Origin of the sequence: Intestinimonas sp. HCP28S3_D6, assembly GCF_052065695.1 — a bacterium.
Taxonomy (GTDB): Bacteria; Bacillota; Clostridia; order Oscillospirales; family Oscillospiraceae; genus Intestinimonas.
In genome coordinates this window covers 71323-91437 of the sequence record NZ_JBQHTM010000004.1, presented here as the reverse complement: position 1 = coordinate 91437, position 20115 = coordinate 71323, and the positions used below count along the sequence as shown (strand labels likewise).

The window sequence follows — 20115 nt, the reverse complement described above, 5'->3', positions numbered from 1 at the left end:
AGGCAAGCAAATGGATTTTGCATACTACATTCTTACGCCGTTTTCCTGGCTGCTCCAGTTCTTTTATGACCTGACCGGCAGCTACGGCTTCGCCCTCATTCTCTTTGCAGTGGTGGTGAAGCTCATCCTCTTCCCCTTCTCTCTGAAGGGAAAAAAGAGCATGATCCAGATGAACATGCTCCAGGGCAAGATGCAGCAGATCCAGAGAAAGTACGCCAACGACAAGCAGAGACAGAATCTGGAGATACAAAAGCTCTACGAAAAGGAGAAGGTCAACCCCATGGGCGGCTGCCTGTGGTCCCTGCTCCCCATCTTCATCCTGCTGCCCCTGTACGCCATCATCCGCCAGCCCATGAAGTATATGATGGGCCTGGATGAGACCCAGATCACCACCCTCATCGACGTGCTCAACCAGTACGCCACCACCGCCATCGATCCCTCCAAGAGTGTCTACTATCAGCTCATCGCCTCCAACGTGCTCTTTGAGAACTTCGACGCCGTGGTGGCCAACCCCGCCGTTGCCGCCTTTGCCGACAACCTCAAGCAGCTGGACTTCTCCTTCCTGGGACTGGCCCTGTCCACCGTCCCCACCTGGAAGATCTGGGCGGGACCCATCACCTGGAACGCTATCGGCACCTTCCTCATCCCCATCGTCTCCGCCTGCACCGGTCTGCTCTTCTCCATCATCTCCATGCGGACCAACCAGCTCAACAAGAACCAGCCCGAGAACGAGCAGGCCAAGTCCACCAGCCGGACCATGATGATTATGTCCCCGGTGATCTCTCTGTGGGTGGGTTATTCCATGCCTGCCGCCATGAGTATCTACTGGGTGTCCAACAACGTCCTCTCCCTGGTCCAGGAGCTGCTGGCCGGTCGTATCCTGAAGAAGGACTACGAGGCCGCCGCCGCCGCCCGTGCCGAGCAGGAGCGGCTGGAGAAGGAAGAGGAGAAGCAGCGCCGCCGGGAGGCCGCCGAGCGCAAGGCTCAGGCCATCGCCGACGCCAAGGCCAACAGAGGCAAGAAGAAGGCCAAGCCCGCCGAGGAAAAGAAGAAGAGCGACGCCTCCGTCATCGACGTGAGCCGCGTGGGCATCCGCTCCTACGCCCGCGGCCGGGCCTACGACCCCTACCGGTACAGCCCCGACGGACCCACCCCCTATAAGGACCCCGGCGCCCCGGTGGACGAGACCGCTGTGGAGAAGGCGCTGGAGAAGAAGTCCGACCACCTCCAGGCCGTGGCCGCCGAGGGCGTGGCCGACGAGCTCATCGTGAATGAGATCCTGGAGGAGAACGCCGCCGCCGATTCCGCCGCCGAGACCACGGAGACCGTGGAGAGCGCCGCTGCCGATGCCGGCGACGCCGCCGATGTCCAGGACCCCTGGGCCGGCATCGACGCCGAGGTGGAGGCCATCAACGCCGAGACCCAAGACAAGGATAAGGAATGACCCCAACATAAGGAGACGATCAGACCTATGTTGCAGTATATCGAGACCACGGGTAAAAACGAGGAGGAGGCCATCAACGCCGCCCTCCGGAAGCTGGGCCTGGACCGGGACGAGGTCTCCGTGGAGGTGCTGGAGCGGGCCAAGAGCGGCTTTCTGGGCATCGGCGGCAGCCCCGCCAAGGTGAAGGTGTCCTACGAGGTGCCCGACGCTCCCGCCCCCAAGGCCGAGGAGCCCAAGGTGGAGGAGCCCAAAGCCGAGGCCCCCAAGGCGGAGCCTGTGGAGGCGGAGGCCCCTGCCGCCCCTGTTTCCCAGCCCAACGAGTCCGCCCCCGCCGGGGACCGGACCGAGGCCATCACCATCTTCCTCACCGGACTCATGGCCCACATGGGCGTGTCGGCCTCTCCCCGCATCACCATGGGGGAGGACGGCAGCTACAAGGTGACCCTGGAAGGGGAGAACCTGGGCGCCCTCATCGGCCGTCGGGGCGAGACCCTGGACGCCATCCAGCAGCTCACCAGCTACTCCGTCAACCGGGGCCAGTCCAAGCGGGTCCGCATCCACGTGGACGCCGAGGGCTACCGTGCCAAGCGGGAGGAGTCCCTGGAGCGCCTGGCCCGGAAGGTGGCCGGGAAGGTGGTCAAGTACCGCCGGAACGTCACCCTGGAGCCCATGAACGCCTACGAGCGCCATGTGATCCACACTGCCCTCCAGGACTACCCCGACGTGACCACCTACTCCACCGGCACCGAGCCCAACCGCCGCACCATCGTGGCCTATTCCAAGGGCGAGCACCGGAACTGAATCCCACCTGCCCAAACCCCCGTCCGTCAGGACGGGGGTTTTTCGTTTTGCGGGCGGATGCGATCCGCCGCCCGCAATCGCCCCCATGTCTCAGCAAAGGTAATACCAGGCAGCGCCACCACGCCGCGATTCCCACTCACGCAGGCGGCGAAAAAATGTGGGATAGGACCACGACTTGTCCCTGTTCCACCGAGGTAGTCTACCGTAGACGGGGCTGGACCTCTATGGGGGCGTAAAGCCGGGCCGCCGGATTCCTATTTGGGACCACTTAACCCACACGGGAGCCCCTTTTTCTTTGGATTCCAAAAACCGTTCTTTTTCCAGCAGGGAAAAAGAAACGGGTTTTGAACCGTATCCCTCGTCCTTTTACGTAGCAGAAAGACAAGGAAACGAGATGTAAAACCACACCGCAAAGCTCCCCCTCATTCGCCCCAGTGTGCGCACTGGGGCACCACGGGTCAAGGAAGAAGTGATTTCTTCTGACTGTCCACCGGACAGTCAGACCCCCAGGGGAAGGCCTTTGCGTGCATGTATCCGCCCACGACCAGAGTAATGATGCCCTATCCGGGCCCTCATCCCCTTTCGAGCGAAGAAAAAACTTCTTTCCTATTTGAAGCAAATGGGGTATAATGAAATAGAATAACCTGAAGTGATTTTTACCCGCCCCGGAAGGGGCTCTGTCTGCATCAAGGAGGGATTACCATGAAACTGATCCTTGCCATTATCAACTTTGACGACGCCAATGCCGTCACCCACGCCCTGACCAAGAAGGGCTTCTCCTCCACCAAGCTGGCCACCACCGGCGGCTTCCTCATGGCGGGCAACGTCACCATCCTGGTGGGCGTGGACGAGGAGAAGGTCCAGGCCGTCATCGACATCATCAAGGAGCACTCCCATTCCCGCAAGCAGATGATCCCCACCACCACCGAGATGAGCTACGGATACTATCCCTCCATGCCCGTGGAGGTCACCGTAGGCGGCGCCACCATCTTCGTGGTGGACATCGAGCGCTTCGAGCGGGCCTGATGCGGGGACTGGAGGTCCTGGCGGGCAACCCCCAGGCAAAGCACCGGCTCTCCGCCGGACGGGGGCTCTCCCACGCCTATATCATCGCCGGTCCCGCCGGCAGCGGCAAGCACACCCTGGCCGGGCTTCTGGCCCGGGCCCTGGTGTGCTCCGGGAAGGGGGAGACCCCCTGCGGCGCCTGCCCCGACTGCCGGAAGGCCGCCGCAGGCATCCACCCCGACGTCATCACCGTGGGGGAGGAAGGCAAGGACATCAATGTGGCCATGGTCCGCGCCCTGCGCTCCGACGCCTATATCCGGCCCAACGAGGCCCCACGGAAGGTGTACCTGCTCCCCAACGCCCACACCATGAACCAGAGCGCCCAGAACGCCCTTTTAAAGCTGCTGGAGGAGGGCCCGCCCTATGCCGCCTTCCTGCTGCTGGCCGAAAACGCCGGGGCCATCCTGCCCACGGTGCGCTCCCGGTGCGAGCTGCTGACCCTGGCTCCCGTCACCGAGGCCGAGGCCCGGGCGGTGCTCTCCGCCCGCTTCCCCGACCGCCCCGCCCAGGAGGTCGCCGACGCCGCCCGCCGGTGCGAGGGGCTCATCGGCCGGGGCATCACCCTGCTGGAGGGCTCCGGCGGCCGGACCCGTGAGGTCCAGGAGGCCGCCGGTCAGATGGTGAAGCTGCTGCTGGACGGCCCGGAGCGCTCCGCCCTGGAGTTCTGCGTGGGCCTGGAGAAGTGGGAGCGGGACGACCTGTGCGCTCTCCTGGAGGAGGGTGTGGAGGTGCTGCGCGCCGGTATGGGCCGGTACCGGGACACCCGGCGTGCCCTGGCCCTCGTCGGCCGCCTGGAGGAGATCCGCCGGAGCCTGGACTTCCATGTGGGCGCGGGGCATGTGGCGGGCTGGCTGTGCGCCGGCTCTTTTTAAATCAGAGATACGAGGTATCCCCATGACTGAGATCATCGGCGTCCGCTTCAAAAGCGGCGGAAAACAATACTATTTCGACCCCCAGGGCGTCCAGGTGGAGCCCGGCCAGGGGGTCATCATCGAGACCGCCCGGGGGGTGGAGTACGGCGAGTGCGTCCAGGGCAACACCATGGTGCCCGACGAGTCCGTGGTGCCCCCCCTGCGGCCCATGCTCCGGGTGGCCACCCCCGAGGACGAGAAGGTGGTGGCCAAGAACCGGGAGAAGGAGGCCAAGGCCTTCCGCATCTGCCAGGAGAAGATTGCCCAGCATGGCCTGGAGATGAAGCTGGTGGAGGTGGAGTACAACTTCGAGGGGAACAAGATCCTCTTCTTCTTCACCGCCGAGGGCCGGGTGGACTTCCGGGCCCTGGTCAAGGACCTGGCCGGCGTGTTCCACACCCGCATCGAGCTGCGGCAGATCGGCGTCCGGGACGAGGCCAAGATGCTGGGCGGCCTGGGTATCTGCGGCCGGCCCTTCTGCTGCTCCGGCTTCCTGGACGAGTTCCAGCCCGTGTCTATCAAGATGGCCAAGACCCAGAACCTGTCCCTCAACCCCACCAAGATCTCGGGCACCTGCGGGCGGCTCATGTGCTGCCTGAAGTATGAGCAGGAGGCCTATGAGGACGCCGTGAAGCGGATGCCCAAGCAGGAGTCCTTCGTGGAGACCCCCGACGGGGTGGGCACCGTGTGCCAGGTGAACCTGCTGAAGGAGCAGGTGAAGGTGCGGCTGGACGATGCCCCGGAGACCCCCAAGTGCTACCGCAACTGCGAGATCTGTGTGGTCCGCAACGGCAAGGGCAAGCGGCCCGAGGACTATGTGGCGCCGCCCCCGGAGGAGCTGGCCAAGCTGCGCTATGTGCCTCCCCGTGAGGAGGGTGTTTGGGAGCGTCCCGCGCCGGAGCGCAGCGCCCTCACCGAGGCCCTGGAGCGGGTGTTCCAGGCGGCGGAGGAAAGCGCCCAGCCCACCCGGGAGAAGAAGATGGCCCCCACAGAGCGTGGGAGCCGCAGCCGGGGCGGCTCCCGGCGGCGTCGGAGCGGCGGCGAGGGCAAGCCCCAGAGCCAGGAGGCCGCGCCCGAGAAGAAGAAGGAGCAGCCGCCCCGCGGGGACAAGCCCCAGGGCGAGGGCCGCTCCAACCGGCCCGGCAAGGGCAGGGGAGACAAGCCTCAGCAGGCCGCTCCCCAGCAGCAGGCGGCCCAGAACCAGCCCCCCAAGGAGGGCGGTGAGGGCGGCGAGAAGAAGCCTTCCGGCAACCGCAATCGGAACCGGCGTCGCCGTCGGCCCTCCGGCGGCGGACAGTAGCCCAAGCCCCCTGCGGCGGAATAAAAGGTATGACAGAGCGCCCGTCCGGCGATGCCGGACGGGCGCTTTTTGTGGTCACAGGGTTGGCTTATATCCATTGTAGGGCCGGATAGCATCCGCCCGAAAGCCTTCCCTGGGGGGAAGGTGGCGGCGTAAGCCGCCGGATGAGGAGGGACTTGAAGTGTGGTTTATGCCTCCGTCAGGGTGCTCATTGTCGTGGGGCGCGACGACTCGACGCGCCAAACCACATGCAGAAACGGGGCCCCCGCGCGAGCCCAGCGCAGCGGGTCGCGTGGGGAGAGGACGAGCAAGGGAGTGGAGTGAGAAATGCCCGCCAGGGCGTTTTGAACGGTACGGACTTTGCGAGGACGACAAAACCCGTTTCTTTTTCCCTGCTGGAAAAAGAACGGTTTTTGGAATCCAAAGAAAAAGGGGCTCCCGTGCGGGTTGAGTGGCTCCAAATAGGAATCCGGCGGCCCGTCTTTACGCCCCCGTTGAGGACCGGCACCGTCCACAGGTGACTCCGCCGGCGGAACAGGGAAAAGCCGTGGTCCTATCCAACATTTTTTCGCCGCCTGCGCGGGTGGGTGTCGGGGCGTGGTGACGCTGCCTGGTATTTCCGTTGCTGCGGCGCGGGGTGGTTTGATTCGCCTATGGATACACCCTATAAAACCTTAACCCCACAGGGGGGAAGGTTTTTGAACTCATCCGGAACATGAAAAACCCCCGTCCGTGAGGACGGGGGTTTGGTTCTGTTTTAGTGCTCCCCACAGGCGTGGCCGTGGCCGCCGCAGTGGTGGTCGTGGTGACCGCCGCAGTCGTGGCCGTGGTGCTCGTCGTGGTGGTGGCACTCCGCCGCCGGGTCAAAGGCCAGCTTGCCGGAGAGCAGGTCGGCCACCGCCTGATCGGCGTCGCCGGACACGCCGCCGTAGAGCTGGATGCCCGCCTGGTCCAGGGCGGCGCGGGCGCCGCCGCCGATGCCGCCGCAGATGAGGGTGTCCACGCCGCTGCTAGAGAGCAGTCCCGCCAGGGCGCCGTGGCCGCTGCCGTTGGCGCTGAGGATGGCCGCTGACTTTACGGCTCCGTCCTCCACCGTGTACACCTTGAACTTCTCCGTGTGGCCGAAGTGCTGGAACACCTGGCCGTTCTCATAGGTCACCGCGATCTTTTTCATGGCTGTTTCCTCCTTTATGACAATGCCTGTGGCAGTGTGGGCAGCCCTGGTTGCCGCCGGGGCAGAGGGCAAACGCCCCGCCGCCGATGGTAAGCTCCCCGCCCCGGACCAGGAACTGGGCCACCTTGGTCCGGGCGGCGCCGTAGATGGCCTGGACCGTGGCCCGGGAGACCTCCATCTGCCGGGCGCACTCGGCCTGACTGAGCCCCTCCTGGTCCATGAGCCGGATGGTCTCGAACTCGTCCACCGTCAGGCGGATGGGGCTTTGGCCCGGCCCGCCCTCCGCCGAGCGGAAACACTGCCGCTCCGGCAGGGCACACACCCGCCGCCGTTTGCAGGGTCTGGGCATGGAGCCGCCTCCTCTCAGGTTTTTGGTATATGCCAGTAACTAGAGTATACTCCGTTTTTGGCATATGTCAAGAATAAAGTGCAACTTATCCACAGGTGTGGAAAAGTTGTGGAAAATGTGGATAACTCCGCAAACCCGCATGAACACAGGGAAAAGGACCGCCCAACAATTTATTCCACGCCGAAGCAACGGTAATCCCAGGCAGCGCCACCACGTCCCGACACCCACCCACGCAGGCGGCGAAAAAATGTGGGATAGGACCACAGGTTATCCCTGTTCCACCGAGGTAGTCTACCGTAGACGGGGCTGGTGCTTTATGGGGGCGTAAAGCCGGGCCGCCGGATTCCTATTTGGGACCACTTAACCCCTTTGGAGCCCCTTTTTCTTTGGATTCCAAAAACCGTTCTTTTTCCAGCAGGGAAAAAGAAACGGGTTTTGAACCGTCTCCCCCGTCCTTTCACGTAACAGAAAGAAAAGGAAAAGAGACGTAATACCACGCCGCAAGGCTCCCCCTCATCCGTCATTTGCTTCGCAAATGCCACCACGGGCTAAGGAAGAAGTCATTTCTTCTGACTGTCCACCGGACAGTCAGACCCCCAGGGGAAGGCTTTTGGGTTGTAAGATTCGACCCTTGCGGGGCATATTCCCTTGCAGCGTGTTGGCAGGCCGAAAAAGACAAAAAACCACCCCGGCGACAAGTTCGCCGGGGTGGTTTTGGTTATTGGTCGTTCTGATTTTCGCTGTCCTGGGGCTGATCTGCCGGGGGCTCGCCGTCGGACGGCTTGTCCTGACCGTCCTCCTGGCCGGGCTGATCCTGGCCCTCCTGGGGCTGGCTGCCGTCGAAGAGGGTGATCTTCTTGGCGGGGCGCTCCACGCCGTCGTCCAGGGCGGGGGAGGCGGTCTTGGCGGTGTTGGTGGAGGCGTAGGCGTCCTCCACCAGGGCGGGGTCCCGGCCCTCGATGATGGCCACCATCTCGCCGCCGGTGATGGTCTCCTTCTCCAGGAGGTACTCCACCACCTTGTGCATGTCGTCCAGGTTGGCCTTGAGGACCTCCACCGCGTCCTGATAGCACTTGGTCAGGATGGCCTGGACCTCCCGGTCCATGGCGGCGGCGGTGTCCTGGGCGCAGTCCAGGCCATAGCCGCCGTCCAGGTACTGGTTGCGGACGGAGCCCAGGGCCATCATGCCGAAGGCGTCGCTCATGCCGTACATGGCCACCATGTTGCGGGCGATGTTGGTGGCCTCCTGGATGTCCTGGGAGGCGCCGTTGGTCATGGTGTTGAGGACCACTTCCTCGGCGGCCCGGCCGCCCATGGAGACGGTGATCTTGGCCAGCAGCTCGTCCTTGGTGCGCAGGTTAGTCTTGTCCTCCTCGGGCATGAGCAGGGTGTAGCCCAGGGAGCCCTCGGTGTGGGGGACGATGGTGATCTTCTGCACCGGCTCGGCGTTCTTCTGCTTGTAGGCCACCATGGCGTGGCCCACCTCGTGGTAGGCCACCAGCTTCTTCTCGAACTCGGTGAGGACGGAGTTTTTCTTTTCGCTGCCGGCGATGACGAACTCGAAGGAGGCCAGCAGGTCCTCCTGGTTGACGGCCTTGCGGCCGTGGCGGACGGCCCGGAGGGCGGCCTCGTTCACCAGGTTGGCAAGGTCGGCGCCCACGGTGCCGGCGGTGGCCAGGGCGATTTTCTTTAGGTCCACGTCCTCGGCCAGCTTGATCTTGCGGGTGTGGACGTGGAGGGTGGCCAGACGGCCGGCCAGGTTGGGCCGGTCGATGGTGATGCGCCGGTCGAAGCGGCCGGGGCGGAGGAGGGCCTTGTCCAGCACCTCGGGGCGGTTGGTGGCGCCCAGGACGATGACGCCCTTGCTGGGGTCGAAGCCGTCCAGCTCAGCCAGCAGCTGGTTCAGGGTCTGCTCCCGCTCGTCGTTGCCGCCCAGGCGGTTGTCGCGGGATTTGCCGATGGTGTCGATCTCGTCGATGAAGATGATGCAGGGGGCCATCTTGCTGGCCTCCTTGAAGAGGTCGCGGACCCGGGCGGCGCCCATGCCCACGAACATCTCCACGAAGTCGGAGCCGGAGATGGAGAAGAAGGGCACATTGGCCTCGCCGGCCACGGCCTTGGCCAGGAGGGTCTTGCCGGTGCCCGGCGGGCCCACCAGCAATGCGCCTTTGGGGAGCTTGGCGCCGATGTCGGTGTACTTTTGGGGGTTGTGCAGGATGTCTATGATCTCCTGCATGGACTCTTTGGCCTCGTCCTGACCGGCCACGTCCATAAAGGTGACGCCGGTGGACTTCTCCACGTAGACCTTGGCGTTGGATTTGCCCAGGCCGCCCAGGCCTCCGCCCATCTTGCTGGACATGCCCCGGAACAGGAAGGAGAAGAGGACCACCATGATGACCACGGGGAGGACGTAGGAGATGAGGAGGGTGATGATGGGGGAGAGCTGCTCAATGTAGGGCGGGCCGTAGACGACGCCGTTTTCCTCCATGATGGAGATGAGGCGGGACATCTCGGAGTCGCTGGTGATGGGGGCGCAGTAGTAGGAGGTGCCCTCCTTGAGCATCTGCTTCCACTCGTTGGAGCCGGGCTCCAGGGTCTGGGCGGAGGAGACGGTGCCGCCGCCGGCGGCGGGGGCGGTGAGGCCGGAGGAGGCGCCGCTGGTGAGCCCCTCCAGGCCCTCCAGGCCGGGGATGGGGGTAACGGTGACGTCGGCGCTGTCCTTCTGGGCGCCGGTCTGGGGATTCGCGGCGCTGTCGCCGGTGGTGGGACGGGGGTAGATGGTGTACTTGTTGGACTCCATGACCACCCAGGCCACCTCGTCGTTCTCCACCATCTCCACAAACTGGGAGTACTCGATCTGGGTCGAGCGGGAGGTGGACATGGAGGAGGTGAAGTAGTTGATCATGAGGGTGATGATGAGGGCCCAGAGAATGATGGAGATGATGCCCATCATGTTCTTGTTTCCGCCGGAACCTCCGGAGCCCTTTCTGTTGTTTTGATCCAAGGCGTGTCCTCCTTTTTTGGGATCGTTCGCCTGCTATTCGCCAGATAACAAGTTACCCTAAATATAGCACAGTATACATTAAAACACAAGAAACAGCGCAGTAAACTTTCTGTGAATGGGTCCTCTTGGGGGCTGTGCGGTGGGCGTGTCTGGGATGCCGCGCCCCGCGAAAGCGGAAGGAGACGATTCTTTGGTTGTAACGGGGTGGGAAATATGATATGCTCGCCTTGAAAGGGAGAAAAACCGACCGGAACAGACGGAAAGGAGCGTGTTTGTCATGCGCTGTCCCTACTGCGGGCAGGAGATGGAGGGGGGCCATGTGGGCACCCGGGAGGGCTATGGCCTCTTCTTCGTGTCGAGGCCGGAGGAACTGCCCTCGGCCTTTGACACCAGAAAGCAGATCGAGGCTGCCGGGACGGTCATTTTGGACGGCCCCCGGCACACCCGGCTCCGGGACTCCCACTGTCCCGCCCATCTGTGCCGGAGCTGCGGAAAGATCCTCATCGACTGCGGAACGTAAACGAAAGAGCGTTTCATCCGCCGAAAGGAAGGTGCGCCCATGAAAAACGCCGCCCTCTCCAGGGCGATCAAGTGGCTGTTTGTGGCCCAACTGCTGTCCATCGTCGCGCTGCTCCCCCTGGCCTACGATCTCAAAACCCTGCTCCGGGCGGCCGTCGGCCTGCTGACCCTGGCCGCCCTGGTCAGAGCCGCCGGGGAGGCCTCCGGCTACCGGGCCGCCCTGAAGCTCCAGGCGGCGGATCTGGCTCTGGACGTGCTCTCCTATGTCCTTCTCCGCCGGCTTATTTTTGTTCTGGTAACAATGTTCGGCACCTGGGCTGTCCAGATCGTCGGCGCGCTCAGCGCCCTCCTCTCTATTGCCGGTCTGATTCTGAGTCTGCTGATCCTGCGGCAGATCTGCCTCACCACCGCCGGGCTGGTGGACGACCCCGCTGTGGCCGCCCGGGGCATTTGGGCGTGGAGGGTCAATTTGATCTGTACCGTGGCCGGAATCGTGCTGACAATAGCGGTGAGTGCCCTTTTGAAAACCGGCCTGGATATGGGGACGCTGTCGGTGCTGTCCATGGCTGTCAATCTGCCGTCCATCCTTTTGACGCTGGTGAGCAAGGTCCTCTATGTGGTGTTTCTGTATCAGAGCGCCCGGTGTCTGTCGGCTCCGGCCTGAACCGGACAGAAGGGCGAAAGGAGCTGATCTCTTTGAAGGGCAGAAAGGTGTGGTTCTTGGCGGCCCTGGCGGCGGCGGTGCTGTGCGCCCTGGCCTGGGTCCTGCGGCCAGTTCCCCTCACCGGCCTTACGGGGACGGAGCCCCAGCGCGTCGGCCTCACCGTGGACTGGGGGGACGAGAAGGGACTCCAGAGCCGCCCCCTGGACCAGGAGACCCAGGAAGAGCTGTACCGGCTGCTGTCCGACGTCCGGCTGTTCTGGCGGGGAAAGTACGCCTACATCGAGTACGTGGAGAGCGGCCCCATCATCACCGTGACCTTCCGGGGGGAGGAGCGGCGGGACTTCAACCTGCCCGGAGACGGGTACCTCTATCTGGACGGGACCCGGTACGTAATCACCGGCGGCGACGGCGGGGACCGCTATGCCCGGCTGTTGGAGGAGGCGGAGAAATAGGATGAAAAAGGTCCGGTGGGCCCTCTTTACCATAGGCGTCATCCTGGGTATGATCGGGGTCTATCTCATGCCGCGGAGGGAAAGCGCCGTCTTTTCTGGGCTGATGTCTGTTTTTTGTTTCGCCAGCTTCCTGTGTTATCTATATGGGCTTCGCAGACGGTAAAGCGCAGTTCCAACACGGCGGGCGGTCCCATTGGGGGCCGCCCGCTTTTTCCGTCCCAAAAGACGGACAAATTCTTCTTTTTCTCCCGGGTGAAGTATGGTATACTGAGAGCTGATTGAACAGAAAGGCGGGACAAGTCCCATGAGAGAGAAACGGACCCCCCGGCCCGAGCCCATGGCCGAGGCCGACGGCATCATTGAGGGCCGCAACGCGGTCATCGAGGCTTTGCGGGCGGGGACGCCCATCGATAAAATTTTCATCGCCAAGGGGGAGACCGACGCCGCCCTGGGCCACATCGCATCCACGGCCCGGGGCAAGGGCATCGTGGTGGTGGAGGCCGACCGGCGGAAGCTGGACGCCATGAGCCGCACCCACGCCCACCAGGGCGTCATCGCCCAGGCCGCCGTCCGGGAGTACGCCACCGTGGACGACATCCTCAACGCCGCCAGGGAGAAGGGGGAGCCTCCCCTCATCGTGGTGTGCGACGAGCTCTCCGACCCCCACAACCTGGGGGCCGTCATCCGCACCGCCGAGTGCGCCGGGGCCCACGGGGTCATCATCCCCAAGCGCCGCTCCGCCGGCCTCACCGCCATCGTGGCCAAGACCTCGGCGGGGGCGGTGTCCTACGTGCCGGTGGCCCGGGTGCCCAACCTCACCGCCCTCCTCAAGGAGCTCAAGGAGGCGGGCATCTGGATCTTCGGCACCGCCGCCGACGGCAATACCACCCTCTACGACGCCGACCTCAAGGGCCCTGCCGCCATCGTCATCGGCTCCGAGGGCAACGGCATGGGCCGCCTGGTGGCCGAGCAGTGCGATTTCAAGGTCAGCATCCCCATGAAGGGCAAGCTCAACTCCCTCAACGCCTCCGCGGCGGCGGCCATCCTGCTCTATGAGGCCGTCCGCCAGCGGCTGGGATAACGCTTACAGAGACAAAGGAGCCGGTATGTCAAAGGACGACGAAAAACAGGATAGCGGCTTCACCCTGGAGGAGATCCTGGCCGAGTACGGTGTGGACGTGAGCCGGTGGGAGGAGGAGGACCGCCCGGCGGCCAAGGGGTCCAAGGGGCCCTCCGCCAAAGGGCCTGCGGCGGACGCCGGTCCTGACCTGCCCTGGCCGGAGGCCAAGCACACCCCGCCCCCCAAGAACGTGGTGCTCTTTCCCGGTATGACGGCCCCGCCGGACGACGGCGGGGATGACGAGGAGGAGGACGACGGGGAGGAGGAGCCCGAGGACGCCGGTGACGAAGAGGAGCCGGAGGAAAAGATGCCGCCGCCCAAGGAGAAGCCCAAAAAGGCTCCGGTGACCGACAAGGTGCTGGAGTTCCCCGAGGACGACACGCCTCCCCTCCAGGCGGGCCTGCGCCACCTGAAGGAGAAAGCGGACGCCTTCTCCGAGCAGATGTTCGCCGAGGAGGGCACCGAGGTCTCGGAGGAGACCATCCGGTTCCAGAAGCTCATCCCCGGGGTGGACGAGGAGGAGCCGGAGGAGGAGGACGAGCCCCCCCGCCGGGAGCGCAAGCCCCGAAAACCGCCCGCGCCGCCCCCCGACCTGCCCCCCGCCGACCTGGCCGGGCGGTACGGCCGGGGCCTGGGCCTGCTGCGGCTGCGGTCGGTGCTGGTGGCCCTGCTGTGCCTGCCCCTTTTGTACCTGGCCTTCGCCGGCTTCTTCGGCCTGCCCCTGCCCGCCGCCCTCATGGACTCCTTCCAGCTGCGGGTGTGGTGCTCCGGCGGCCTGCTGGCCGTGGCCATGGTCCTGGGCATCGACGTGCTGCTGGGGGGACTGGTCGACCTCTTCCGCCTGCGTCCCAGCGGCGCCACCGCCAGTTTTTTCGCCTGCGCCTTCACCCTGTGGGACACCTTCACCCAGCTCACGTACATGCCCGAGCGGACCACCCTGCCCTACTGCGCCGCCTGCTGCGCCGGGCTCTTCTGCACCATGTGGGGCACCTACGCCAAGCGCCAGGGCCTGCGGCTCTCCTGCCGCACGGCGGCGGCCGCCTCGGAGCCCTACCTGGTGACCCTGGACCACAAGAGCTGGAACGGCAAGGACGCCTACGCCAAGTGGTCGGGCCCCGCCTACGGCTTCGGCAGCCAGATCCAGGAGCCCGACGGCAGCCAGCGGGTGCTGCGCATCTCGGTGCCCCTGCTGCTGCTGGGGAGCCTGCTGTGCGCCCTGGTGGCCTCGGTGGGCCACGGCGCCCCCGAGCGCCTGCCCTGGTGCCTCTCCGCCTGCGCCACCGCCTCCTCGGGCTTCTCCGCCCTGCTGTGCTTCTCCCGGCCCTACCGGGCCCTGGCCCGGCGGCTGGCCTCCAGCGGCGCCGCCCTACCCGGCTGGTCCGGCGCCGAGCGGGTGGGACGGGCCATCCTCCTCACCGACACCGACCTCTTTCCCCCAGGTGAGGTGGCCCTCAACGGCATCAAGATCTTTGGAGACTACTCCGTGGAGAAGGTGGTGGCCGTCTGCGCCACCCTCATCAAGGAGAGCGGCTCCGGGCTGGACAAGGTCTTTCACGACCTCCTCCGCACCCAGGGGGCGGTCTACCGCCGGTGCTCCGGCTTCACCCGCCACGAGGGCGGCGGCCTCTCCGCCGACATCCGGGGGGAGCGCATTCTGGTGGGCTCCGCCTCCTTCATGACCCTCATGGAGGTGCCCCTGCCCCAGGGCCTCAACGTCCGCAGCGCCGTGTTCTGCGCCATCGACGGGGAGCTGGCCGGCATCTTCGCCCTCAACTACATGATGCACCCCACCATCCCGCCCGCCATCTCCGCCCTGGTGGCCAACCGGGTCTCCCCGGTGCTGTGCACCCGGGACTTCAACCTCATCCCCGCCATGCTGCGGCAGAAGTTCAAGCTGCCTGTGGAGAAGATGGACTTCCCCGCCGTGGACCGGCGCACCGAGCTCTCCGACCCCGCCGCCCTCCACAATGCCCGGCTCACCGCCGTCCTCTGCCGGGAGGGCCTGGCCCCCTTCTCCGAGGCGGTGGTGGGTGCCAAGCGCCTGCGGCTGGCCGTCCTCATGACCACCGCCCTCACCGTGCTGGGGTCGGTGGTGGGCCTGCTGCTGGCCTTCTACCTCACCTTCATCGGCGCCTGTTCCTCCCTCACCGGCGCCCAGATGGCTATTTTCCTCCTGGCCTGGACCGTCCCCACCTTCCTCATCTCCGGCTGGGTGGAGCGATACTGAAGCAAAAAAGACCTTCCGCTCCAAGCGGAAGGTCTTTTTGCGTTTTGTGGGTCAGGCGGCCAAGGCCCGGTACAGGAAGGTGACGATCTGGGCCCGGGTGCAGACGCCGTCGGGGGAGAAGGCGTTGTCGCCGGTGCCGGAGGTGACGCCCTGCGCCACGGCCCAGGCCACGGCCTGGGCGTAGTCCGCCCCGGCGGGCACGTCGGAGAAGGCGGCGTGGGCGGCGTCGGGGGAGCCGGCCAGCCTCCACAGGTAGGTCACCATGGCCGCCCGGGTGGCAGGGGAGTCGGCGGTGAAGCCGTCCGTCAGGCCCTGCTCCAGCGCCCAGCCGGCGGCATCGGCGTACCAGGTCCCGGCGGGCACGGCGTCACTGGAGGCGGGGGTGGGGGAACCGTTGGCCCGCCACAGGAAGGTCAGCGCCTCCGCCGTGGAGCAGGTGGCGTCGGGGCTGAAGGTGGTGGTTGAGGTGCCGGAGGTCACCTCCTGCTCCACGGCCCACAGCACCGGCTGGGCGAAATAGGCGGTTTCCGGCACGTCGCTGAAGCCGCCCACCGTGGGCACGGGGGGCTCCACCCCTTCCGGCAGGGCCACTCCGCCGTCCAGGATCTTGATGGGCGTGCTGAAGGATTTGGGGGCGTGGTTCCACTCTTTTTCATCAGTGATGCCCCGTCCCATCTGGCCGTACATATCGGAGCCCCAGGTCCAGAGGGAACCGTCCATTTGAACGGCCAGTCCGGAGTTCACCGCCGCCACATTGTCCATGACCTTCACCGGTGTGGTTTGGGTGGGGAACGTACTGCCGTCCATGGTCACTTCCGCGTTTCCGACTCCGTCCTCTCCCAGCGCTTCAGAGCCCCAGCCCCACGCCCAAAGGCTGTTATCCGTCTTGATCACGATGGTGGAGCCGGTACCGCAGTTCACCGCCCGCACGTTGTCCATGATCTTCACCGGGTAGGTCTTGTCCTCCAGGGTCCCGTCTCCCAACTGGCCCAGGTGGTTGTCCCCCCACATCCAGAGGGAGCCGTCGGTCTTGATGGCGGCGGTATAGCTCCCCCCGCAGGACACGGCGGCCACGCCGTCCATGATCTTTACGGGAACCGTCTGGCAGTAATAGGTGCGGTAGTCATCGCTGGACGGATGGACTGTGTTGCCCGTTCCGCCGTTGCCCAGTTCCCCGTTGCTGGCGTACCCCCACATCCAGAGGGAACCGTCGGTCTTGATGGCGGCGGCATGAGAGTACCCGCAGGACACCGTTCTGACGCCGTCCAGGATCTTCACCGGGCGGGCCTGAACGGCGTCCAGGCCGACCCCATCTCCATATCCGCCGTTGCCCAGCTGGCCATATGTCCCGTTGCCCCACGTCCACAGCGTTCCGTCTGCTTTGACAGCCGCCGTATACTCCTCGGCGCAGGAGACCACAGAGACCTGATCCATGATCTTCACCGGGGAGGAGACGGTGGGAATGAAGTCATACGAATCCAAGTTTGCCATGACGCCGTTGCCCACCTGGCCGTAGTAGCTGTCTCCCCAGGCCCACAGCGACCCATCCGTCCGGATGACGGCAATGTGACGACCCTTCATGGAAACGGAGGTCACCTGATCCATCAGCTTGACGGGTACGGTCTGACATACACCAAATAGGGTGGAGAGATTTCCCGCGGTTTCGCCCAGGACATCATACCCAGTATCCCCCATGCCCCACAGGGTTCCGTCTTCCTTGATAAACACATTGTTGGTCTCGCCGCAGGAAATGACCTGCGTTGTCCCGGCATAGCCCATGTCGTAGGCCCCCGCCGGGGTGGTCAGGCCCAGAAGCAGGGCCAGGGACAGGAAAAGCGCAAATGATCTCTTTCCCATACGGATTCCTCTCTTCTCTCTTTCCTACCGTCGTGGAACGGGCGTATCCCGGCGGCGGATTGACCACATTGTAAGCCCTGGCCTCACAAAGCACAAGAAGATTTTCCAGTCATAGAAAAATATACCCGATTAAAGAGATTCTTTCGTTTTTACGGGGATAAAAGAGGAGCGCCCCATTTGGGGCGCTCCTCTTTCTCTTTTATGCGGCGTCGGCGTTGGTGTCGGCGGGGAAAAGGTCCTCATAGGCCTGGTCGGGGTTCAGACCTAGGCTTTCCCGGACCTGGTCCCGGAAGGCCGCCAGCTCCGGGTAGGCGTAGAAGAAGTCGATCTTCTGCCGCCACACGGCCTCGTCGGCCTGGCCGCCCTCCGGCCAGAGAACGAAGTAGGCAAAGGCCTCGGCGATGTCCTCGGCGGGGTTGGTGGAGGCGTAGGCGGTGACGAAGTCGTCGTAGTGGCGCAGGAAGAAGTTGTAGGTGTCGCCGCAGGAGAGGCAGTCGTCGATGTAGCCCGGCCAGTAGGCCTGGTAGAAGTCATCGATGTAGGAGCCCTTATGGGCCACCATGCCCTCTTCGTTGTAGGTGTCGGTGGTCTGATCGGTGGTGTAGGTCACCTGGCCGCTGTTGAGGGTGAGGTAGTGGCAGTACTCGTGGAGGACGGTCTCCACAAAATAGCGCCGGTCGCCGGAATCGGCGGGGTCCACCGCGATCTCCCAGGTGTCGCCGGGATCGTCCATGGCCTGAACCCAGGCCGAGGTCTCCCCGGGGCCGTCGGTGAAGAAGGTGAGGCGCTTGAAGTCGGCGAAGGACCCCTCCGGCAGCAGGTCGGTCATGTCCTTCCAGAGGGAGAGCAGCTCCTCCTCCGTCCAGCCCGTGAGCTGGCCCGCTGTGGACGGGTCGGCGGTGAGGGTGCCGTCGTCCCCGATGGAATAGGAGATAAGGGTCTTCTCCTCCGGGTTGGTGTAGCCGAACCCGGCCTCGTCCCCCTCCAGGTACTTGATGGTGTACTGGTCGTAGAGGCCGGAGAGCTCCGTGAGCAGGGAGGCCTCCCGGGGCCGCCAGGCCCACTGTCCGGCGGAGAGCCGGGCCTCCCGCAGGGGGCGGATCTGGAGCCACAGGTCCAGGGCGGCCTGGCGCTCCTCCTCGGTGATGTAGCCGGTGAGCCGGCCCAGCTGGGTGTCCAGCTCGGCCTGGGCCGCCGGGTCGTCGGCCGCCGTGGCGGCGGGGGAAGGGGTGGTCTCCGGCTTACCGCCGCAGCCGGCGAGCATGCTCAGGAGCAGCAGGCCGGCGGCGGCACGGGCAGCGGATCTGGGGAAGGGGGCTCTCACAGATCGGTGTCCTCCTCTTTCTTTGTGCACACGATATTCAGTTCCTCAAGCTGCTTGGGCTCCACGAAGGAGGGAGCGCCCATCATCAGGTCCTGGGCGTTCTTGTTCATGGGGAAGGGGATGATCTCGCGGATGGAGTCCTCGCCGGCCAGCAGCATGACCATGCGGTCCACGCCGGGGGCGATGCCGGCGTGCGGGGGGGCTCCGTAGGTGAAGGCGTTGTACATGGCGGGGAACTTGGCCTTTACGTCCTCCTCGCCCAGCCGCACCAGCTGGAAGGCCTCGATCATGATCTCGGGGTCGTGGTTCCGGACGGCGCCGGAGGAGAGCTCCACGCCGTTGCACACCAGGTCATACTGGTAGGCGGTGATGGTGAGGGGGTCCACCTCGCCGGCGGCCGCCTTCTTCAGGATCTCCAGGCCGCCGTTGGGCATGGAGAAGGGGTTGTGGCAGAACTCCAGCTCGCCGGACTCCTCGCCGATCTCGTACATGGGGAAGTCCACGATCCAGCAGAACTCGTAGCGCTCCTTGTCCATGTGCTGGGGGGCCAGGGCGGGGAGCATCTTGATGAGGACGCCGGCGGTCTTCTGGGCGGAGAGCTTTTTCCCGGCGGTGAGGCCCACGAAGGAGCCCTTCTCCAGACCCAGGGCGGCGACCACCTGGTCCTTGATGGGCTGGACGAACTTGGCGATGCCGCCCACGATCTCGCCGTTCTCGTCGTAGCGGAACCAGTAGACCTTCTCACCGGCCTGGACCTCCACGTCGGCGCACAGCTTGTCGATCTGCTTGCGGGTGGCGGAGAAGCCGGTGACAGGGACGGCCTTCACGGTGTTGCCCTCGAAGGGGCCGAAGCCGCAGGAACCCAGCACCTCGGTGGCGTCCTGAACGGTGAGGTCGATGCGCAGGTCGGGCTTGTCGGAGCCGTACTTGTCCATGGCCTCCAGGTAGGGGATGCGGGCGAAGGGGGCGGTGGAGGCCACATTATAGGTTCCGTACTTGGCAAAGATGGGAGGCAGCACGTCCTCCAGCACGGCGAAGACGTCCTCCTGGTCGGCGAAGGCCATCTCCATGTCCAGCTGGTAGAACTCGCCGGGGGAGCGGTCGCCCCGGGCGTCCTCGTCCCGGAAGCAGGGGGCGATCTGGAAGTAGCGGTCGAAGCCGGAGGCCATCAGCAGCTGCTTGAACTGCTGGGGGGCCTGGGGCAGGGCGTAGAACTTGCCGGGATGCTTCCGGCTGGGCACCAGGTAGTCACGGGCGCCCTCCGGGGAAGAGGCGGTGAGGATGGGGGTGGTGATCTCCAGGAAGTTGTGGGCGGTCATGGCCTGCCGCAGGGCGGCCACCACGTTGCACCGCAGGACGATGTTGTTCTTCACCGCCGGGTTCCGCAGGTCCAGGTAGCGGTACTTCAGGCGGGCGGACTCGTCGGCCTCCCGGCTGCGGTTGATGGGGAAGGGGAGCTCGTTGTGGCGGCAGCGGCCCAGCACCTTGATCTCGCTGGGCACCACCTCGATGTCGCCGGTAGGCAGCTTGGGGTTTTTGGAATCACGCTCCCGGACCACGCCGGTGACCTGGATGTTGGACTCCTTGTTGAGAGGTTTGATGGCGGCCATCATAGCCTCGGTCTCGATGACCACCTGGGTGGTGCCGTAGAAGTCGCGGAGGACGGCGAAGGCCAGATTCTGGCCCACCTCACGGACGTTCTCCAGGAAACCGGCCAGGGTGACGGTCTGGCCCACATGCTCCATCCGGAGCTCCCCACAGGTGTGGGTGCGGGACTGCATCATGAAAATCAACTCCAGTTTGTAATATTGATATTGGTTTATCCAGATAGGATTTGATAATAGGGGGTATGGGCGGGTGATCCGGGTTGTGGGGGGGGGGGGGGGGGGCCGCCCCCCCCCCCT

General features: G+C 64.9%; 15 protein-coding genes and 1 pseudogene. 10 read left to right on the top strand and 6 right to left on the bottom strand.

Annotation, left to right across the window (positions count from 1 at the left end; genetic code table 11):
• The first annotated feature begins 10 nt into the window (after positions 1 to 10).
• From ACTNBK_RS02585 to ACTNBK_RS02565, 5 genes and pseudogenes are all read left to right on the top strand, one after another.
• Positions 11 to 1444, top strand: a complete 1434-nt coding sequence (locus tag ACTNBK_RS02585) for a YidC/Oxa1 family membrane protein insertase (protein ID WP_441143344.1) — start codon at positions 11 to 13, stop codon at positions 1442 to 1444.
• Between the two features lie 27 nt (positions 1445 to 1471).
• On the top strand, positions 1472 to 2245 hold the full coding sequence (gene jag / locus ACTNBK_RS02580; RefSeq protein ID WP_441143342.1) for an RNA-binding cell elongation regulator Jag/EloR: 774 nt from the start codon (positions 1472 to 1474) through the stop codon (positions 2243 to 2245).
• A gap of 702 nt (positions 2246 to 2947) precedes the next feature.
• Complete coding sequence (locus tag ACTNBK_RS02575) at positions 2948 to 3271, top strand: cyclic-di-AMP receptor (RefSeq protein ID WP_033117614.1); 324 nt, start codon at positions 2948 to 2950, stop codon at positions 3269 to 3271.
• The gene (locus ACTNBK_RS02570) at positions 3271 to 4182 is read left to right on the top strand and encodes a DNA polymerase III subunit delta (protein WP_441143340.1); all 912 of its coding nucleotides are present in this window, start codon (positions 3271 to 3273) and stop codon (positions 4180 to 4182) included. The genes ACTNBK_RS02575 and ACTNBK_RS02570 overlap by 1 nt, the downstream gene beginning before the upstream one ends.
• Before the next feature lie 22 nt (positions 4183 to 4204).
• Positions 4205 to 5023: pseudogene (locus tag ACTNBK_RS02565) on the top strand (PSP1 domain-containing protein); the annotation flags it as partial.
• A 1255-nt stretch (positions 5024 to 6278) separates the two neighbouring features.
• Here ACTNBK_RS02565 and ACTNBK_RS02560 read toward each other — a convergent pair.
• The 3 genes from ACTNBK_RS02560 to ftsH all read right to left on the bottom strand — a co-directional run bounded on the left by ACTNBK_RS02560 (position 6279) and on the right by ftsH (position 9997).
• Positions 6279 to 6695 carry a NifB/NifX family molybdenum-iron cluster-binding protein gene (locus tag ACTNBK_RS02560; RefSeq protein ID WP_441143338.1) on the bottom strand — a complete coding sequence of 139 codons (417 nt, stop codon included), beginning with the start codon at positions 6693 to 6695 and terminating at the stop codon, positions 6279 to 6281.
• On the bottom strand, positions 6670 to 7044 hold the full coding sequence (locus tag ACTNBK_RS02555) for a DUF134 domain-containing protein (RefSeq protein ID WP_441143336.1): 375 nt from the start codon (positions 7042 to 7044) through the stop codon (positions 6670 to 6672). Before ACTNBK_RS02555 ends, ACTNBK_RS02560 begins: the two co-directional genes overlap by 26 nt.
• 718 nt (positions 7045 to 7762) lie before the next feature.
• Positions 7763 to 9997 (bottom strand): ATP-dependent zinc metalloprotease FtsH, encoded by a 2235-nt coding sequence (gene ftsH / locus ACTNBK_RS02550; RefSeq protein WP_441143373.1) that lies wholly within the window; start codon positions 9995 to 9997, stop codon positions 7763 to 7765.
• 328 nt (positions 9998 to 10325) lie between these two features.
• Here ftsH and ACTNBK_RS02545 point away from each other — a divergent pair, with 328 nt between their 5' ends.
• The 5 genes from ACTNBK_RS02545 (at position 10326) to ACTNBK_RS02525 (ending at position 15030) form a co-directional block, all read left to right on the top strand.
• Complete coding sequence (locus tag ACTNBK_RS02545) at positions 10326 to 10568, top strand: PF20097 family protein (protein ID WP_441143334.1); 243 nt, start codon at positions 10326 to 10328, stop codon at positions 10566 to 10568.
• 39 nt (positions 10569 to 10607) lie between these two features.
• Complete coding sequence (locus tag ACTNBK_RS02540; RefSeq protein WP_441143332.1) at positions 10608 to 11231, top strand: hypothetical protein; 624 nt, start codon at positions 10608 to 10610, stop codon at positions 11229 to 11231.
• Positions 11232 to 11263: 32 nt separating this feature from the next.
• Positions 11264 to 11683, top strand: coding sequence for a hypothetical protein (locus ACTNBK_RS02535; protein WP_441143330.1), 420 nt, complete (start codon positions 11264 to 11266; stop codon positions 11681 to 11683).
• A 304-nt stretch (positions 11684 to 11987) separates the two neighbouring features.
• Complete coding sequence (gene rlmB, locus ACTNBK_RS02530) at positions 11988 to 12764, top strand: 23S rRNA (guanosine(2251)-2'-O)-methyltransferase RlmB (protein ID WP_294515170.1); 777 nt, start codon at positions 11988 to 11990, stop codon at positions 12762 to 12764.
• Positions 12765 to 12789: 25 nt separating this feature from the next.
• Positions 12790 to 15030: a hypothetical protein gene (locus ACTNBK_RS02525; RefSeq protein WP_441143328.1), complete on the top strand. Its 2241-nt coding sequence runs from the start codon at positions 12790 to 12792 to the stop codon at positions 15028 to 15030.
• 51 nt (positions 15031 to 15081) lie between these two features.
• Here ACTNBK_RS02525 and ACTNBK_RS02520 read toward each other — a convergent pair whose 3' ends face one another.
• From ACTNBK_RS02520 to aspS, 3 genes are all read right to left on the bottom strand, one after another.
• Complete coding sequence (locus ACTNBK_RS02520; protein ID WP_441143326.1) at positions 15082 to 16887, bottom strand: S-layer homology domain-containing protein; 1806 nt, start codon at positions 16885 to 16887, stop codon at positions 15082 to 15084.
• A 199-nt stretch (positions 16888 to 17086) separates the two neighbouring features.
• Entirely contained in the window at positions 17087 to 18211 is a 1125-nt protein-coding gene (locus ACTNBK_RS02515; RefSeq protein ID WP_441143324.1) for a hypothetical protein, read from the bottom strand.
• On the bottom strand, positions 18208 to 19995 hold the full coding sequence (gene aspS, locus ACTNBK_RS02510; RefSeq protein ID WP_441143322.1) for an aspartate--tRNA ligase: 1788 nt from the start codon (positions 19993 to 19995) through the stop codon (positions 18208 to 18210). The genes ACTNBK_RS02515 and aspS overlap by 4 nt, the downstream gene beginning before the upstream one ends.
• Positions 19996 to 20115 lie beyond the last annotated feature (120 nt).